Genomic DNA, 18,507 nt, shown 5'->3' on the forward strand with positions numbered 1-18,507 from the left:
AACTTATTTTTTGGGAACTTGTATTTGAATGGTTGTACCTTTTCCTTTTTCTGAATTTATACTTAATTGTGCTTGTATAATTTGTGCGCGCTCTTTTAGGGTTTTCATCCCAAGACTATTTAAAAGTTGGCTGTTTTCGGTAAGGTCGAAACCAATACCATTATCTTTTATTTGAAATAATACATATTTCTCTGCTTCTTTGACCATAACATTACAGGCTTTAGCTTGTGAGTGTTTTTCAACATTATTTAAACATTCTTGAATCATACGATAAATAAATATTTCTTTATCCTTTGAGATGTTTAAATCTTGTATATCTATATCTTCTGAATAAAAAATATTGGAGTTTTTTTGAAAGTTTTCAACCGTGTTTTTTATCGATGCAATTAATCCTAACTTTTCAAATTGAAACGGATGCAAATGTTGAGACATATGTCTAACTTCATCTATAGTATGGTCTATTAATGTTGTGTCTTTTGGCGATTCTGGGTTTAAAATTACTTTGTTTTTAATGAGAAGTAAATTTTGACCAATACTATCATGTAATTCGCTAGAAATACGCTTGCGTTCTGCTTCAACATTACTTATTAAATCTTGAGCAAAGTTTTTTTGGAGTTTCATTTTGTGTTTAGTAAACTTACGAGATCTCCATAAATAAAAAATAGTAAAAAGAGCTATTAAAAAAATGGCTCCAAAAATAATCCCCTGATTTTTAACTTTGTTTTGAGCAGAAAGCAATAATATGTTTTTTTGTTGCTTTTCTATTTCTAAGTCTTTTTTCTCGACTTCAAATTGAGTTTGCACATAGGCAAATCTCTTTTTTGATGCACTTTTGTTTAAAGAGTCCTTAATATGCAAGTAAGATTTGTAGTACGTAAGTGCTTTTTTATTTTCCTGTTGTTGCTCATAAATAGTAGCTAAAGTATGATGCGCTTGTAATATATTTAAAACTTCCTCGGCTTGTTTTAATTCTGGCAGCAATTGTAATATAGCTTTTTCTGCTGTTTTTGTATTACAATGCTTTAAATCGTTATGTGCTTTACCAAAAGTGAAATAGGTTTTTAAAAAAGGCGTGTTATTAATATAACTACTATCTCTTTGTAGTTGTGCCAAAATTTGATCTGATTTTTGTAACTGATCTTGCCTAGCAAAAGTACCAACAGCATAAGCATTTGTAAGTATTGTAACAATTTTGCTAATATCTGTTTTGGGTAATAATTTAGAGTTTACTAAGGCTTGTTTTATATGATGAAGCTCTACAGGTTCTTGTTCTTGTAAGTAGGCATCTATTGCAGCTCTTAAATGCGCCATTGCAACAACAGGTTTATGCTTTGTATTATGACCCAAATTGTAAATAGGTTTTCTGGCTTTTTCAGCTTCTTCATATAAACCATTACTACTAAATAAGGTGCTTAATCCATTTTGAGTCCATAAGAAATATAGCGTGTCTTTTTGTTGCGTAAAAATCTCACTAGCCTTTTTAAAATAGGACGCACTTTCTGAAATATTATTGACCTTACCACTGTTTTCACCAGCTTTTAAATAAGCATAACCATATTCTTGTAAGCTAGTGTCTTTAGATGTTTTTAAAGCTTCAATACATTCGTTTAAAATATTTAAAGATGTATTAAATTCCTGTTTATACGTTGCCGCTTCTGCATAATTAATATAAAAATTAGCAATGTCTTTAGGTTGATTACAATGGTATAAATTAGAGTAAAATTCTTTAGATAGTTTTAGAGCGTTGTCGTTATCAAATACCTCAAAAATATAATACTCTGTTAGCTTGTTGTTAAGAAAAAGTGCCTGATTCCACTTTTTGTTTTTAATAGCAATATTCCTAAAACTATAAACTAGTTTAGAGCTCTCTTTTTCAATAGAAGTAGAGTCCTTTTCAAAATAATTAACAACATATTGTAATTTCTCTTTTTCTGAGGGTAATTGGTTTAATTTTGTTTTAAATCTTTCAAAAGAGTAATTGTTCTGTGCTTGAATAGAAACACAGAAAAATAATAAATAGGTTAAGACAAGTATGTGTTTTATGTTAATCCTCAGTATTTTTTACTATAAATATAAAGATTACTTTTTATTTTCAATCCACTCTCTGGCATTCACAAAAGCTTCAACCCAAGGCGAAACTTCGTCTTGTCTGTTGCTTGGGTAGTGTGCCCAGTTCCATTGGAATGTAGAACGCTCAATGTGTGGCATCGTTACTAAGTGACGACCTGTTGCATCACATAGCATAGCGGTGTTGTAATCTGAACCATTAGGGTTGTGTGGGTATTCCGCGTAAGCGTATGTACCAACAATGTTGTATTGGTCTTCAGATTTTGGTAAGTTAAATTTACCTTCACCGTGAGAAATCCAAACTCCTAAAGTACTTCCTGCTAAACTTGATAACATTGCAGAATTGTTTTCCTGAATAGTTACAGAAGTAAATGAACTTTCGTGTTTATGAGAATCATTATGAACCATTTTACCATGAACATCATGCTCAGGGTTAATTAATTCTAATTCCATCCATAACTGACAACCGTTACAAATACCAACCGATAACGTATCTTCACGTTTGAAGAAATTTTTAATCACTTCATTCGCTTTTTCGTTGTATTTGATAGCTCCGGCCCAACCTTTAGCAGAACCTAAAACGTCTGAGTTTGAGAATCCACCAACAGCGCCTAAGAACTGTATGTCTTCAAGGGTTTCACGACCAGAAATTAAATCGGTCATGTGCACGTCTTTTACATCAAATCCAGCTAAGTACATCGCGTTTGCCATTTCACGCTCGGAGTTACTTCCTTTTTCACGTAAAATCGCTGCTTTCGGTCTTGGCTTACTTGCATCGATTACAGGAAGTTTCCCTGTAAAGTGACTTGGGAAGGTGTACTGTAATGGCTGATTTTTATAATTGTCGTAACGGTCTTGTGCTAAACCGTTAGCCGTTTGTTTTTGATCTAATAAGAATGATGTTTTGTACCACATATCTCTTAATTTAGAGATGGTCATAGTAAATGCATCAGTATTATTAATCACGCTTAGCGTGTCGCTTTCTGTTACTTTACCAATGTTGAAGAAATCAATATTGGCAGCAGATAACGCCGTTTCGATTGAAGCATCTTTCGACTGAATCACTAAACCAGCATTTTCAGCAAACAACACTTTAAACGAATCGTTTTCAGCTAAAGCGGTAATATCTAATTCTGCACCTAAATTGTTGTCAGCAAAACATAACTCTAATAAGGTAGTAATTAAACCACCAGAAGCTACATCGTGTCCTGCAACAATTTGTCCGTCAAGAATTAATTGTTGAATGGTGTTGAATACGTTTTTAACGTAAGCAGCAGATTGAACATTTGGCGTATCATTACCAATTTTGTTAACCACCTGAGCAAATGAACTTCCGCCTAATTTAAAGTTGTCTTGAGATAGGTTGATATAATACACATCACCAGCTCCTTTTTGGAATACAGGCTCAACCACTTTATTAATATCGATACAGTTTGCAGCAGCCGAAATAATTACCGTACCAGGAGCAATAACCTCTTCGTTAGGGTATTTTTGCTTCATGGATAAGGAATCCTTTCCGGTAGGAACGTTGATACCTAAATCGATGGCGAATTCTGAAACCGCTTCAACAGCTTCGTATAAACGTGCATCTTCACCTTCATTTTTACAAGGCCACATCCAGTTTGCCGATAACGATACATTTTGTAATCCGTCTTTTAAAGGCGCCCAAATAATGTTGGTTAAGGCTTCAGTAATCGAGTTTCTACTTCCTGCCACCGGATTGATTAATCCAGAAACAGGTGAGTGACCGATAGACGTTGCGATACCTTCTTTGCCTTTAAAATCTAAGGCCATCACACCAACATTGTTTAATGGAATTTGTAATGGACCAACACATTGTTGTTTTGCTACTTTTCCACCAACACAACGGTCTACTTTATTGGTTAACCAATCTTTAGAAGCGACAGCCTCTAATTGTAATAACTGGTCTAAATAATTGTAGAAGTTTTCTTTATTGTAAGCAACATCGGCGTAATTGCGAGCTACTTTTTTATCGTACATGAATGTTTTTGGAGAACTTCCAAACATATCATCCATGGCTAAATCCATTGGTTTATGCCCATTGGTTTTAGATTCAAATGTGAAACGGTGATTACCGGTTACATCACCAACAGTATACATTGGTGAACGCTCACGATCGGCAATTTTTTGTAATGTTTCAATATGTTTTTCGGCAATAACTAATCCCATACGTTCCTGAGATTCGTTACCGATAATTTCCTTGTCAGATAGTGTAGGGTCTCCTACAGGTAATTTATCTAAATCGATGTGTCCACCAGTTTCTTCAACTAATTCAGATAAACAGTTTAAGTGTCCACCCGCACCGTGATCGTGAATAGAAACAATGTAGTTTTCATCGCTTTCAACCATACCACGAACTGCATTGGCAGCACGTTTTTGCATTTCAGGATTCGAACGTTGTACCGCGTTTAATTCGATACCTGATTCAAATTCTCCTGTATCAGCCGATGATACCGCAGCACCACCCATACCAATACGGTAGTTTTCACCACCAAGGATAACTACTTTGTCACCAGTTTTAGGGGTGTCTTTTAAAGCTTGTTCAGCTTTACCATACCCAATACCTCCGGCTTGCATAATGACTTTATCGAAACCTAATTTTCTGGCATCTTCTTCGTGCTCGAATGTTAGGACAGAACCACAGATTAATGGCTGACCGAATTTGTTACCAAAATCTGAAGCACCATTAGACGCTTTAATTAAGATATCCATTGGCGTTTGGTATAACCACTTGCGCTCGTCCATAGCCTGTTCCCAAGGACGGTTTTCTTCCAGACGCGAGTAAGATGTCATATAAACCGCAGTACCAGCTAAAGGTAACGAGCCTTTACCACCTGCTAAACGATCACGAATTTCACCTCCCGATCCTGTTGCAGCACCATTAAATGGCTCTACAGTAGTTGGGAAGTTGTGCGTTTCCGCTTTTAATGAAATAACAGATTCAAATTCTTTAGTTTCGTAAAAATCGGGCTTGTCAGCAGTTTTAGGAGCGAATTGCTCAACAACAGGTCCCTTTACAAAAGCAACGTTGTCTTTATATGCTGAAACGATATCGTTAGGATTGGTTTCAGACGTTTTACGAATCATTTTAAATAATGATGTCGGTTTTTCTTCACCATCAATAATAAATGTTCCGTTAAAAATTTTGTGACGACAGTGCTCACTGTTTACTTGTGAGAAACCGAATACTTCAGAGTCGGTTAACGGGCGACCAATTTTTTCAGAAACACCTTCTAAGTAAGCTACTTCTTCATCACTTAAAGAAAGTCCTTCCTGAATGTTGTAAGCCGCGATATCTTCAATATCCAGAATAGGTTCTGGCTTGATATCTATTGTGAATGATTCTTGATTTAAGCCGTTGAATTTTTCAGAAATCATCGGATCAAAATCTTTGAAATCTTCAGAAACAGCTTCGAATTCCTCAATTCTGATGATGTCTTCAATCCCCATATTTTGAGTGATTTCTACCGCGTTGGTACTCCAGGGCGTAATCATAGCGGCACGAGGTCCAACAAAAAAAGCATCCAATGATGCTTGCTCTATTTTAGGCTGGTTGCCAAATAACCATACTAACTTTGAGATGGTGTCCGTTGATAATTCTTTTGTTGTTTGAACAGCAAAAACTTTGCTATTTGTGTTTCCAAAGAAATGAATCATTATGTAAATGTTATAGTTGTGTTTTGAAAGTGCAAAAATACGCTTTTTAAGTTATAAAAACAGGCATTTTTTTGCAAACCTTAAGGATTGTTAACATGCTTTTTAACATTACTTAGAAATATTTTTTAAGAATAGTAATTACCGAGTTGTAATAGGAGCGTCCAAATAAATTAAGGTGAATTAAGAGATAATATAACTGATAAATTTCTATACGATTGGAAGTGAATTCATCGGTAGGAATGCTATCATGATATGCATTGTAGAAGTTTTCAGAGAATCCACCAAAAAGTTTAGTCATTGCAATATCAACTTCTGAATGCCCAAAATATATAGCCGGATCAATAAGGAAAGGAGTACCATTTTTAGAAATTAAATAATTCCCACCCCATAAGTCACCATGTAAAAGTGAAGGTTTTATATTTTGAAACAAAGGGTGAAAATTTTCAAGCATAATATTAATTGGAGGACATTCATTTTTAGAAATTAAACCGTTTTTTTGAGCTAGTTGCAGTTGTGGTAATAGTCTTTTGTTAACGTAAAAAGTGTTCCAAGAATTAGTTGGTTTGTTAGGTTGTTTGAGACTTCCAATAAAATTGTCTTTTTGTAAACCGAAGTAAGAATTCGTTTTTTGATGAAGTGTAGCAAGTTGTTTTCCTAAGGTTTTGAAATCTTTTGAGGAAGGGGATTTACTTTCAATAAATTCTAGAAGTAAATAAGATATGTTTTCAAATTTAGAGTAATCAAGAACCTTTGGCGTAGCGATTGTATTAGTATGGGCTATGGTTTTTAGGGCTTCGGCTTCAGTTTGAAACATGTTTAATGTATTTGAAGCTGTATTTGTTTTAAGAAAGTAACTTTGATCTGAAGTTATGATTTTAAAAGCTGAAGAAATATCGCCACCTGAAACGGACGTCATGCTTTTAATTTTGGCGCTAAGACTGTTTTCAATATGTTTTAGAAAAGCTTCATTCATGGTTAACCAAAGGTTATAAAAATAAAAAAGCCATCAAAATATTGATGGCTTTTAAAATATAAGTAGCTTGTTTTTACTTCTTAATAAGTTTTTTGGTGATTTGCTGATTTCCGTTTGAAAGTTTTAAAATATAAACACCAGAATTCAGCATTTGAACAGCAATAGTTCCATTAGTTGTCTTTCCTTTATTTACTAATCTTCCTAAAATATTGTAAACCTCATATTGCAAAGGTTTATTTGACGATACCCTAATGTAATTACCTTTTACAGGGTTAGGGTAAATAGTTAAATCAGCAAGGTGGTTTTCTTTAATGCTTAACGTTTGGTGGTTACCCAGGTCATCACAGTTATCTTGCGGGTAACTATCCCATTCATTTATGTTAAATGTTGTTGTTGGCTCGCTTACTGTAGGTTTTCTTACTAGCGTCGTGTTTTCCGCAAAAGTAGTGCCGTCACCTAGGGTTCCAATAATATCTATTAAAACATCATTTTTAAATAACCCAATAGCATCATTTCCATTAAATCCTGTAATAGAGTTATTTAAGTCATCGTATTCTGAAGTGCAAATTGTAGCACTTCCGTTGGCAATAACATATACATCTTCATGAGCTATTTGTGCATTTCCGGGGAAACTGTAGGTCGTTGTCCAACTAGAATTACCATTACTACTAAGTTTTAACGAGTAACTAGACATATCTGTAATGTCGGCACCTGTAAAATTAGCTATTTCTAGAGCTTTGTTGTTGCTTCCTCCTTCAATATATTCTGAGAAGAAAATGTCTACACCTCCAGAAGAACCGTTATTAGTTGTTGTTTCACAATCTTGGTTACTTAATCCAGATTCGTTTCCAGCGGCATCTAAAGCAACTATAGTGAAACAGTAATTAGTATCTGGTTGAAGCCCTGTAGCTGTAAAGTTTGTTGTATTTGTATTAAATGTATTAACGCCATCTACATAAATGTCGTAAGCTGTTACAGCAATATTATCGGTAGCAGCACTCCAATTTAAATCAATAGAGGTATCTGTAGGATTTGAAGCGACTAAGTTTGTTGGAGCTGTTGGTGCTTCGGTATCTGGTGTCACATTCCAAATTTCTGCAACCCATTCTGGATGATCAACAAAAGGGTTTCTGTTACTTTGGTGATTATTGAAAATATTATTGTTTCTATCTATTTCTTTTTGAGAAACAGGATCGTTTTGATGCCAAGTAATTAAAATATTTAAAAACGGATCGGCAATGGCTTTGTTATTACTACCATCAAACATGGCGTAAGCACTCCAATTACTCATGTTGTCTTCGTAACGTGTTACAAAGTAAAAGTAAATACGCGCGATATCGCCTTTAAATTCATCAATAGGTTCGAAAACAGTACCTGAATATCCAGCAGAGTATCCACTATCTAGGTTGCCGCCAAGTTTTGAACCGTTTTGTGTTGGATTTGAAATACCACTTTGCGACACTAATTGTGAATTATCTACAACACCAAAAGGGAAATTACTTCTAAAGCCATTTACACGACCATCGGTTGGTAATAAATGATGCGCATCGCTACGCATAGGAGTTTGTTCGCTAAATACAGATTGGGGGATAACATGCTCTTTGTTATAGCAATCGCCTTCGCTGACATAGTTTCCACACTCATCGTTTACAGGCGAAAATGTATAAGGATCGGTTCCTGTTGGATTTTCAGAATATGGGTCAAGAATAGTGTTGCTTCCCGTTTCGTAATAATTATCTAAATCGTAAGTAGCGATAAAGCCATCCATGGCATTATAACCTTGGTCGTTATGTAGGTATTCTGTTGCTAAATTATCATCGGTATCATCAATGATTTCTTTAAGCTGTGTTTTAAGTGTGTATCCCGTTCCTGTAGCAGAGTCGTAATAACCTGCTGGCACTTGTGCAAACACGGTAGTTGTTATTAGGAGTAAAAAAAGGGAGTAAAATTGTTTCATTATAAATATTATTTTTTCTTTTCTAACAATGCCATGTAAAAGCCATCAAAACCAGATTGATGTGCTAAAACTTTGTTGTCTTTTACAAAAGTAAAGTCTTTACCGAATTCTGATGTTAAAAATTTGTCAACTTGTTCTTGATTTTCTGATGGTAATACAGAGCAAGTGGCATAAACTAGTTTTCCACCAGGTTTTACCATTCTGGAGTATTTTTGTAAAACGTCTTGTTGTGTTACTCGTATTCTATCCAGAAACTCTGGTTCTAATTTCCATTTGGCGTCGGGATTTCTGCGTAAAACACCTAAACCAGAACAAGGCGCATCAATTAAAACGCGATCAGCTTTCTTATATAGTTTTTTAATCGGTTTTGTAGAATCCAACACACGCATATCAAAATTGTGAACGCCATTTCTTTTAGCACGAGTTTTTAGCTTTCTTAATTTACTTTCGTAAATATCCATAGCAATAACCTGTCCTTTATTTTGCATTAAAGCCGCTATATGTAAGGTTTTACCACCAGCTCCAGCACAAGTGTCAACCACTTTCATGCCAGGTTCTACATCTAAAAACTCGGCAACTAATTGCGAGGAGGCATCTTGTACTTCAAACCAACCATCTTTGAAAGCCTCAGTTTTAAATACATTAGCACGTTCTTTTAGTTTTAATGCAGATGGATAACCGTCTAAAAATTCGGTTTCAATATCTTCAGATTGTAAGCGTTGTTGTAATTCTTTTTTTGTGGTTTTTAGAGTATTGACTCTTAAAATAACATCGGCTTGAACATTTTGCATGGCAATTTCTTTTGTCCAAAGGTCTTCACCAAGTTCTGCTACACCAACGTCATCTATCCAATCTGGAATAGAGTCGCGATATTTTCTAATTTTAGAAAGTTCATCAAAACGGCCTTTTATTTTGCGAGTTGGCGTGTTTTCAAAATACTTCCAATCGGGTAAACGAATACCTTTTAAGGTTGCCCATACGGCAAATAATCGCCAAAGATTATCACGATCAAAAGGTTCTTTTACATCGGCTATTTTGGCGTAAAGGCGTTTCCAGCGTACAATATCGTAAGTGGTTTCGGCAATAAAAGATCGGTCGCGACTTCCCCAGCGCTTATCACGCTTTAAAAGTTTTTGAATAACCTTGTCGGCATATTCCCCGTCGTTAAATATATTATTTAAGCCATCTATAACGGCAAAACATAGGTTTCTGTGTAATCGCATTTCAATTGTATAAGCGTGCAAAGTTACGTTAAATCACATGAATACACGAATATTTTTATTATTAGAACGAATAGAAGTATCTTTCTTAAAAATTCATCTTATGAAACGTGTTTATATTGTATTAATTAGTTTGGTTTTTCTATGGTCTTGTAAAGACGAGGAGAAGTTTAGGTCAAGACAATTTTCAAATGTAACCATAGAAACTATTTTACAAGATTCCACATTAAGCATTAGAGCTATTGAAATTTTAGACAAACATAGTTTAGCTTTTGCTGCTAATAATAACACTTATGGCTTGTATCATGCCGAAAATGATAAATGGTTACTTTCGAAACAAGAATATGATTCTCTAGATATTCAATTTAGAGCAGTAGCTAATAATAATGAGGATTTTTTTATGCTTAGTGTAGGTAATCCTGCTTTGTTGTATAAAACAGGTAATTCAGGTGATATGGAATTGGTTTATAAAGAAGAACACGACAACGTTTTTTATGATTCGATGGCTTTTTGGAATGAAAATGAAGGGATTGCAATTGGCGATGCTACACACGGTTGTTTAAGCATTATTATTACCCGTAACAGTGGAGAAACATGGGAGAAGTTACCTTGTGATGTTTTGCCAAATACTATTGAAAATGAAGGTGCTTTTGCTGCAAGTAATACTAATATTGCTATTGTTGGAAATCATACTTGGGTAGCCACTACTGCTGGACGAGTTTACTATTCACCAGACAAAGGACAATCGTGGGAGGTTTTTGATACCCCAATTGTAAAAGACAAAGATACCGAAGGTATTTATTCTATTGCTTTTTATGACCCATTGAAAGGGGTTGCTTTTGGTGGCGATTATACCAATCCTGAGGATAATTCTGCTAATAAAATTAAAACGATTGATGGTGGCAAAACTTGGCAATTAGTTGCTGAAAATAAAGATCCAGGATACCGAAGTTGTGTGCAATACATCCCCAATAGAGCAGGGAAAGAACTTGTTACGGTTGGTTTTAAAGGAATTGATTATAGTAATGATGCGAGTGAGTCTTGGACACACTTAAGCGACGAAGGGTTTTATACTATTAGATTTTTAAACGATAGTGTGGCTTATGCTGCAGGTGCAGGAAGGATATGTAAACTAACATTTACCCCATAAAAAAAGAGATTATCTCTAACCTCTTTTTTTATAATTTTGACTACGACGTTTTTTAAACTCCTCAAACATTTTACGTCTAAACTCTTCTTCCGTTTTTTTAAGAAGCAACACTTTTTTGGCAGGAAGTATTTGTAGTAAATCTTGTGTATAGTTTTTACGTAGATTATGCATTTGTTCTTCAAGTGAATTAAAATCTGCAATAAGCTTTTTAGCGTCTTGTTCACTTAAAGATTCGAAGTTTGTGTTATGTTTTTTGTTTCTCATTTTATAACGCAATTCGTCTTCTTTGTCTTCAAAAGTATTGTAAATGGGCCAAAATTTTTGAGCTTCTTGCTTTGTAAAGTTTAAATGTTCTGTGATATAGGCTATCTCTAAGGCATCAATTTTTTCTTTTTTACTTTTATCTTGCCCAATACTTGAAAATGATACTCCTAAAATTAATAGGTATGTGAGTAATTTTTTCATGTTATTCTAAAATTAAGTCTTCGATAGGTGTGTTGTTTAATATATAGTTTTCTAAATGTTCTTCGGAAAAATGTACTTCTGAAAAACTAGTAATGTCTAAATCGTCGTTTGTTGTAAAAGTAGTAAAGTCTTGTAGTTCAAAATCACTTTCAATGTATGTTTCTAAAGATGTGGTTTCTACATCGTCAAAACTTATATTGTTCTTGTTAAAAAATAGCGAAAAAGCTAATAATAAACTAGCTGCAATTCCTGTTGTATAGAGCGTTTTTTTAAGCAAAGGCATAGTAATAACCTTAGGTTTTTTGGATACGCTTTTAATTATAAGACCGTCAACTTCGTTAAAATAATAATCTGGTACTTTAAAACCAGGGTCTTTAACTTGGTGTAAGGCTTTCTCTTCTTTTAATTGCTGTAATAGTTTAGCGTCAAAAGAATCAAAGTAGTTTTCTGGTGTTGAAAATCCGTGTTGTTTACTATGTTTAAAATTGTTACTCATCTAATACTTAGACTGTTTTTATACTAAATGGTTTATTTTGATTTTAAATAGGCTTCAATTTTTTTTGTTGCCATATGATAAGAGGCCTTTAGTGCACCTTCGCTGGTGTCTAATATATTGGCCATATCTTTATATTTAATATCATCAAAATACTTCATATTAAAAACCAATTGTTGTTTTTGTGGTAAAGTAGCTATAGCTTTTTGTAGTTTTAATTGAATATCGTCTCCATTAAAATATACATCGGCTTCTAGGTTGTTAATAGTTTGTTGTTGTAATTCTTCGTCTGATATTTGTAATCTTTTCGATTTCTTTTTTAAAAAGGTGAGAGATTCGTTTGTGGCAATGCGATACATCCAAGAATATAATTGGCTATCTCCTTTAAACTTATCAATATTTTTAAAGACTTTTATAAATGTATTTTGAAGCACATCATCGGCGTCGTCATGAGACAGAACTATTTTTCTAATATGCCAGTATAGCCGCTCTTTGTATAGGTGTAGCAGTTCTTTAAAGGCGTTATCTTTTGTACCTTTAGTGGTTAATCGTTTTATTAAGTCTTTTTCTGTATTCAATGATACGCTTTGTTACTAAGACGAATGTAGTTATTAAAAGTTTATTTGCGACATTTTTTTAACATGAACACTTAATAAATAATCGTTTAAATGCATTAAAAATCGATAAAATGCATTTTTTTCTTGTTTTTTACATTTTATTACGTTATGTTTACATTAACAAACCTACTTATTGTTAGTCTGCCCCAAGTCTAGCAGTAAACAAAAAAGGACAAATCTAATTGGATTTGTCCTTTTTTAATAGGTAGGATTATTTCGTTTATGGGTTATTCAAAACTTTGCATTTCTACTAGTTTTTTATAAACACCATTTTGAGTCATTAATTCGCTATGATTACCTTGCTCTACAATGTTTCCTTTTTGCATAACAACAATAGTATCGGCATTTTGAATAGTTGATAATCTATGTGCAATAACAATAGAGGTGCGGTTACGCATCATATTTTCAAGTGCGTCTTGCACTAGGCGTTCACTTTCGGTATCTAAAGCTGAAGTCGCTTCGTCTAAAATCATAATAGGCGGATTTTTAAGTACGGCTCTTGCAATGCTTAAACGTTGTTTTTGTCCGCCAGAAAAATTATTTCCTGCATCGCCAACATTGGTTTCAATACCGTTTGGTAGGCTTTGTACAAATTCCCATGCATTAGCAATTTTTAAAGCTTCGATAATTTCTTGTTCGGTAGCATCCGGTTTTCCTAGAGAGACATTGTTTTTAATAGTATCGTTAAATAAAATAGAGTCTTGTGTTACAAGTCCCATTAAAGCCCGAAGTGATTTTTTGGTAATATTTTTAACATCATTACCATCAATAGAAATACTTCCTTTATTTACATCGTAAAATCTATTGACAAGGTTGGCAATCGTACTTTTTCCACTACCAGATTGGCCAACTAAGGCAACAGTTTTTCCTTTGTGAACTTCTATTGAAAAGTCTTTTAATACATAATCATCGTCATATTTAAAGGAAATGTTATCAATAGATATTTTATCTTTAAATGTATCAAGTTCTGTAGCATTTGGCAGATCTTCCATGCTATCTGTTTCATTTAATATTTCGAAAACACGATCTGCAGCAGCAATACCATTTTTAACTTTGTAAGACGCTTTACTTATGGCTTTTGCAGGGGTTAGTATAGCGTACGAAAGTCCCATAAAGGCGATAAAGGTTGTGCCTTCAATAACTTTATCTACTAGGACTAATTTACCACCATACCATAATAAAATGGCAATGGTAATAATACCTAAAACTTCACTAATGGGGCCTGCTAAATTGTTTTTTAAGCCAATTTTATTTTTTAATTTTAAAATTTTATCAGCTGAAGTGATAAAATTCTTTTTAAAAATATTTTCGGCATTGTAGCCTTTTACAATTTTTAATCCGGTTAACGATTCTTCAACAATAGAAATTAATCTACCAGATTCTTGTTGTGCTTTTAAGGAGTTCTTTTTTAAGCTTTTTCCTATTCTTGAGATTAAAATTCCAGCTATTGGTATAAAGCATAGTACGAATAAGGATAATTCCCAACTTATAGTAAACATAAGTATTAAAGAGAAAATAATAGTGGCTGGCTCTCTTACAATTAACTCTAATACAATAAAAAAGGAGTTTTGCATTTCGTTAATATCGCCTAAAATTCTAGCCATAACGTCGCCTTTTCGTCGTTTAGAATAAAAGCTAATAGGCAGGCTAATAATTTTATTGTACATGGTTTTTCTCAAGTCGGTTAAAACACCATTTTTGAGATACATAACATGTTGCATGGCAAAATAACCAAACATATTTTTTAGCAAAAAGGTAGAGATAACAATAACTACGGCAATTACTAAGGCCATTTGCGGATTACCATCCTCTAAATAACCACTTACTTTATAGTTTAATAATTGTTCGCCGTAGTCTTTTATTTTTAAAATCCCTTCCCATTTAGGAGCTTCTTTAACAATAGCTGTTTTATCAAATAACACATTTAGCATTGGTATTAATGATATAAAAGCTAAAGCGCTAAAAAAGGCGTAGAGTAAGTTAAAAAACACATTAAAAAAGACGTGTCTTTTAAACTTTTTAATAAAAGGAAGTAATTGGTTTATTATTTTTTTCATCTAATTAAGCTGCATATCTTTTAGGATAGCATCAATTTTAGTTTCCAATTCTTGTTCCATTTGTTTAAAGTCTGCCACATTGTCTAATTGGGTATTAACGCTAATGTAAAACTTTATTTTAGGTTCGGTGCCGCTTGGTCTTAATGCTATTTTACTACCATCTTGGGTGTAATAAATTAATACGTTAGATTTAGGAACATTAATCACAGTTTCTGTATTTTGAATAACGTTTTTAGCAATTGATGTTTTATAATCTTCCAGTGTAACCACTTTAGAGCCATTAATTTCTAATCTTGGGTTTTCTCTGGCATCAACCATCATTTGTTTGATTTCCTGAGCGCCTTCAATGCCTTTTTTAGTTATGGATACTAAACGTTCTTTATAAAATCCATGCGAAACATAAAGTTGTAGTAGTTTTTCGTAGAAAGAAATCCCTTCGGTTTTTGCTTTTGTAGCTATTTCGCAAGCTAAAAGGGTAGAGGTCACAGCATCTTTATCACGAACAAAGTCGCCCACCATAAAGCCAAAACTTTCTTCGCCGCCACCAATAAAATCTTGATTAGGGAAGTCTTTTATCATTTTTGCAATCCATTTAAAGCCAGTAAGTCCTTCTTTATACTCTACACCATAATCATTAGCAAGAACTTCCATCATAGGTGTAGACACAATTGTTGAACCAATAAACTCATTACCTTTAAACCCGTCATTTTTTGCTTTATTAAGTAAAAACTCTGTCATGACAACCATAGTTTGATTACCATTTAAAAGGGTTAATTCGTTGTCTAAATTTCTTACTGCAACACCAAGACGATCGCTATCTGGATCGGTGCCAATAACAATATCGGCTTTAACTTTTTCGGCCAAATCTAAGGCCATTTTTAGTGCTGCTGGTTCTTCTGGGTTTGGCGATTTAACCGTAGGAAAATTACCATTTGGCTGGGCTTGTTCTTCTACAATATGAACATTTTTGTAGCCAGCGCGTTTTAAGGTTTCTGGAATAGTTGTTATAGATGTACCATGTAACGAGGTAAACACAATTGTAAGGTTGTCTTTGGCTTTATTTGAAGTGAAATTGGCATTTTTTACGGATGCATCAATGAAAGCATTATCCACTTTTTCGCCAATATATTCAATTAAACTGTTGTTTGCTTCAAATTTAATTTCGGCATAATCTAGCCTATTAATTTCTGATATAATCTCACCATCTTGTGGCGGAACTAATTGGCCGCCATCTTGCCAATATACTTTATAACCATTGTATTCTGGTGGATTATGCGAAGCGGTTAAAACAATACCGCAGTGGCAGTTTAAATATTTTACCGAAAAAGATAATTCTGGTGTGGTGCGTAAGTCTTCAAATAAAAAAACTTTTATACCGTTTGCCGAAAAGACATCGGCTACAACTTTTGCTAGCGTGTTACTATTGTTTCTGCAATCGTAAGCAATAACCACTTTTAAGTCTTCACCGGGGAATTGCACTTTTAAATAGTTACTTAACCCTTGGGTGTTTTTTCCAAGCGTATATTTATTAATACGATTGGTTCCAACGCCCATAACACCTCTCATACCACCAGTACCAAACTCTAAATTTTTATAAAAACTTTCTTCTAGTTCTTTGGGGTTATTGGCAAGGAGTTCTTTAATTTCGTTTTGTGTAGATTCATCGAAAGTAGGGGTCAACCAAGTGTTAATTTGCTCTTGTATTTCAGGTTTTAAATGTGTCATTTTTATAGTTTGTTATATAAAGTTTTTCAACTTTTAATAAGAACTGTTAAGTGGCTAAAAATTTAGCTTGTCTTTAACTAAATAGCGTTTTTTGTTTGGTTTAGTTCTTAGGATGATTTCACCTAAAAAACCAGCGACAAAAAATTGAGTTCCAATAATCATTGTGGCTAAAGCTATATAGAATTGTGGTTTTTGTGTAATTAACCTTCCAGAAGGGTTTAAAAAGAGTTTGTCTAAACCTAAGTATAGTGAAAACCCAAAGCCAATAGCAAACATGATAACGCCTAATGCTCCAAATAAATGCATAGGTCTTCTGCCAAAACGCGATAAAAACCAAATGGTAATTAGGTCTAAAAAACCATGTATAAAACGATCTATACCAAATTTGGTTTCGCCGTATTTTCTGGCTTGATGCTTAACAACTTTTTCGCCAATTTTTGTAAATCCAGCATTTTTAGATAATACGGGGATGTAACGATGCATTTCACCATTAACATCAATATTTTTTACCACATTAATATGGTAAGCTTTTAAACCACAATTAAAATCGTGTAGTTTAACGCCAGATGTTTTTCGTGCTGCCCAATTAAATAATTTAGAAGGGAGATTTTTTGTAAAAGTATTATCGTAACGTTTCTTTTTCCAACCAGAAACCATATCGAAACCGTCTTTAGTAATCATGGAAACCAGTTCTGGGATTTCCTCAGGATTATCTTGTAAGTCGGCATCCATGGTTATAACAACATCGCCACTGGCTTCATAAAACCCGGCGTGTAACGCTTGCGATTTGCCAAAGTTTTTTAAAAAACGAATACCTTTTACATGCTTATCAGCTTTGGATAGCTTTAGAATGGTGTTCCAAGAATTATCGGTACTACCATCATCAATAAAAATAATTTCATAAGAAAAACGATTGGACTGCATAACCTTTGCAATCCAATCGTGTAATTCTTTTAAAGACTCTTGTTCGTTAAGTAGTGGTATGACTACTGATATGTTCATTGAATGCGTTTAAATAAAACAATATTCAAAAGTAAGAATTTTAAGCGTTTTCTTCGTTCTTTTTCAAAACTAAAGCAACGATTAAGCCAACAATACTAAAACCTACTAATTGAAAAACTAGGGATTGTACAACATTACCTATAGAAAACATGTTACCTTCGGTTTCCATTTTTTCTACAGCTTCGGCTACAGCTTCTTCTGGAGCGCCAAAGTTTCTCATCATTTGTACCTGTGAGTCTACAATTTTTTCTTTCAATACAATAGCAGCTTCAGGATCGATTACATTAAAAATTAAAATACTCACTACAGAGCTAATAGCAATCCCTATAAGAACCGTTAAAAAGTAGGACGTAAACGCTTCTTTAAAACTGATAATACCCTTTAGTGCACTTTTGGTTTTTACAGTAGAGATAATACCAAATACAATAACAAGTAATAGTAAGGCAATACCATACCACGCTTTTGTATATAAATCTAAATTTATAGCATAAGCTAAAACAGAAAGTAAGGCTAAGATACCACCAAGATAAAGGCCGTAATTAATTGCAATTGATTTCACTGATTTTTCCATATGTTTGTGTTTTTAGTTGATTATGTTTAGTTAGTAATGATTATGTTTAGTTAGTAAACAAAGATACCAAAACGTTACAGAACTTTAACATAATAAAAAATATAAAAAGAGTTGTTCAATTGTAAAAAATGCTTAAATTTGCACCTCGAAAAAACCGAAACGATTAAAGAATTTAGTGATGAAAAAAGGAATACATCCAGAAAATTATAGAATGGTAGCGTTTAAAGACATGTCTAACGACGATGTTTTTTTAACAAAATCTACAGCCAATACAAATGAAACTATTGAGGTTGATGGTGTTGAGTATCCATTAGTTAAAATGGAGATTTCAAGAACATCACACCCTTATTACACAGGTAAGTCTAAGTTAGTAGATTCTGCCGGTCGTATTGATAAGTTTAAAAACAAATACGCTAAATTTAAAAAATAATATAGCGTTAAATATAATTTTTGTTAGGCCTTCAGTTTTTTACTGAAGGCTTTTTTTGTTACTATAATTAAGCTATTTTTGAGACAATGCAACTTACATATC

The 18,507-nt window shown here is 33.6% G+C and carries 14 protein-coding genes; 2 read left to right on the plus strand and 12 right to left on the minus strand.

Annotated features, from left to right (window positions below; all coding sequences use genetic code 11):
* Positions 1–3: 3 nt before the first annotated feature.
* The 5 genes from EJA19_RS10315 to EJA19_RS10335 form a co-directional block, all read right to left on the minus strand.
* Positions 4–1,311, minus strand: a complete 1,308-nt coding sequence (locus tag EJA19_RS10315) for a sensor histidine kinase (protein WP_125468287.1) — start codon at positions 1,309–1,311, stop codon at positions 4–6.
* A 768-nt stretch (positions 1,312–2,079) separates the two neighbouring features.
* Positions 2,080–5,745: a phosphoribosylformylglycinamidine synthase gene (gene purL / locus EJA19_RS10320; RefSeq protein ID WP_125468288.1), complete on the minus strand. Its 3,666-nt coding sequence runs from the start codon at positions 5,743–5,745 to the stop codon at positions 2,080–2,082.
* Positions 5,746–5,857: 112 nt separating this feature from the next.
* Entirely contained in the window at positions 5,858–6,718 is an 861-nt protein-coding gene (locus EJA19_RS10325) for a fructosamine kinase family protein (RefSeq protein ID WP_125468289.1), read from the minus strand.
* Between the two features lie 73 nt (positions 6,719–6,791).
* A complete protein-coding gene (locus tag EJA19_RS10330) occupies positions 6,792–8,675 on the minus strand; it encodes an endonuclease (RefSeq protein ID WP_125468290.1) in 1,884 nt (627 codons plus the stop codon).
* 8 nt (positions 8,676–8,683) lie between these two features.
* The gene (locus tag EJA19_RS10335) at positions 8,684–9,898 is read right to left on the minus strand and encodes an RsmB/NOP family class I SAM-dependent RNA methyltransferase (RefSeq protein ID WP_125468364.1); all 1,215 of its coding nucleotides are present in this window, start codon (positions 9,896–9,898) and stop codon (positions 8,684–8,686) included.
* A gap of 37 nt (positions 9,899–9,935) precedes the next feature.
* On the opposite strand from EJA19_RS10335, the gene EJA19_RS10340 reads away from it, so the two are divergent.
* Entirely contained in the window at positions 9,936–11,045 is a 1,110-nt protein-coding gene (locus EJA19_RS10340; RefSeq protein ID WP_317124826.1) for a WD40/YVTN/BNR-like repeat-containing protein, read from the plus strand.
* Between the two features lie 15 nt (positions 11,046–11,060).
* Here the strand turns inward: EJA19_RS10340 and EJA19_RS10345 are convergent, their stop codons facing one another.
* The 7 genes from EJA19_RS10345 to EJA19_RS10375 all read right to left on the minus strand — a co-directional run bounded on the left by EJA19_RS10345 (position 11,061) and on the right by EJA19_RS10375 (position 17,975).
* The gene (locus EJA19_RS10345; RefSeq protein ID WP_125468291.1) at positions 11,061–11,510 is read right to left on the minus strand and encodes a sensor of ECF-type sigma factor; all 450 of its coding nucleotides are present in this window, start codon (positions 11,508–11,510) and stop codon (positions 11,061–11,063) included.
* 1 nt (position 11,511) lies between these two features.
* Positions 11,512–12,006, minus strand: coding sequence for a hypothetical protein (locus EJA19_RS10350; protein ID WP_125468292.1), 495 nt, complete (start codon positions 12,004–12,006; stop codon positions 11,512–11,514).
* Positions 12,007–12,038: 32 nt separating this feature from the next.
* Positions 12,039–12,581, minus strand: a complete 543-nt coding sequence (locus EJA19_RS10355; protein ID WP_125468293.1) for an RNA polymerase sigma factor — start codon at positions 12,579–12,581, stop codon at positions 12,039–12,041.
* Between the two features lie 266 nt (positions 12,582–12,847).
* Positions 12,848–14,677, minus strand: coding sequence for an ABC transporter ATP-binding protein (locus EJA19_RS10360; protein WP_125468294.1), 1,830 nt, complete (start codon positions 14,675–14,677; stop codon positions 12,848–12,850).
* Positions 14,678–16,402, minus strand: a complete 1,725-nt coding sequence (locus EJA19_RS10365; RefSeq protein WP_125468295.1) for a phospho-sugar mutase — start codon at positions 16,400–16,402, stop codon at positions 14,678–14,680.
* A gap of 54 nt (positions 16,403–16,456) precedes the next feature.
* Positions 16,457–17,404 (minus strand): glycosyltransferase family 2 protein, encoded by a 948-nt coding sequence (locus EJA19_RS10370; RefSeq protein WP_125468296.1) that lies wholly within the window; start codon positions 17,402–17,404, stop codon positions 16,457–16,459.
* Positions 17,405–17,444: 40 nt separating this feature from the next.
* Complete coding sequence (locus tag EJA19_RS10375; RefSeq protein ID WP_125468297.1) at positions 17,445–17,975, minus strand: DUF4199 domain-containing protein; 531 nt, start codon at positions 17,973–17,975, stop codon at positions 17,445–17,447.
* Between the two features lie 178 nt (positions 17,976–18,153).
* Between EJA19_RS10375 and EJA19_RS10380 the strand changes: the two genes are divergently transcribed.
* On the plus strand, positions 18,154–18,405 hold the full coding sequence (locus EJA19_RS10380) for a type B 50S ribosomal protein L31 (protein ID WP_036118055.1): 252 nt from the start codon (positions 18,154–18,156) through the stop codon (positions 18,403–18,405).
* Positions 18,406–18,507: the final 102 nt, after the last annotated feature.

Origin of the sequence: Mangrovimonas spongiae (assembly GCF_003944795.1) — a bacterium.
GTDB lineage: Bacteria > Bacteroidota > Bacteroidia > Flavobacteriales > Flavobacteriaceae > Mangrovimonas > Mangrovimonas spongiae.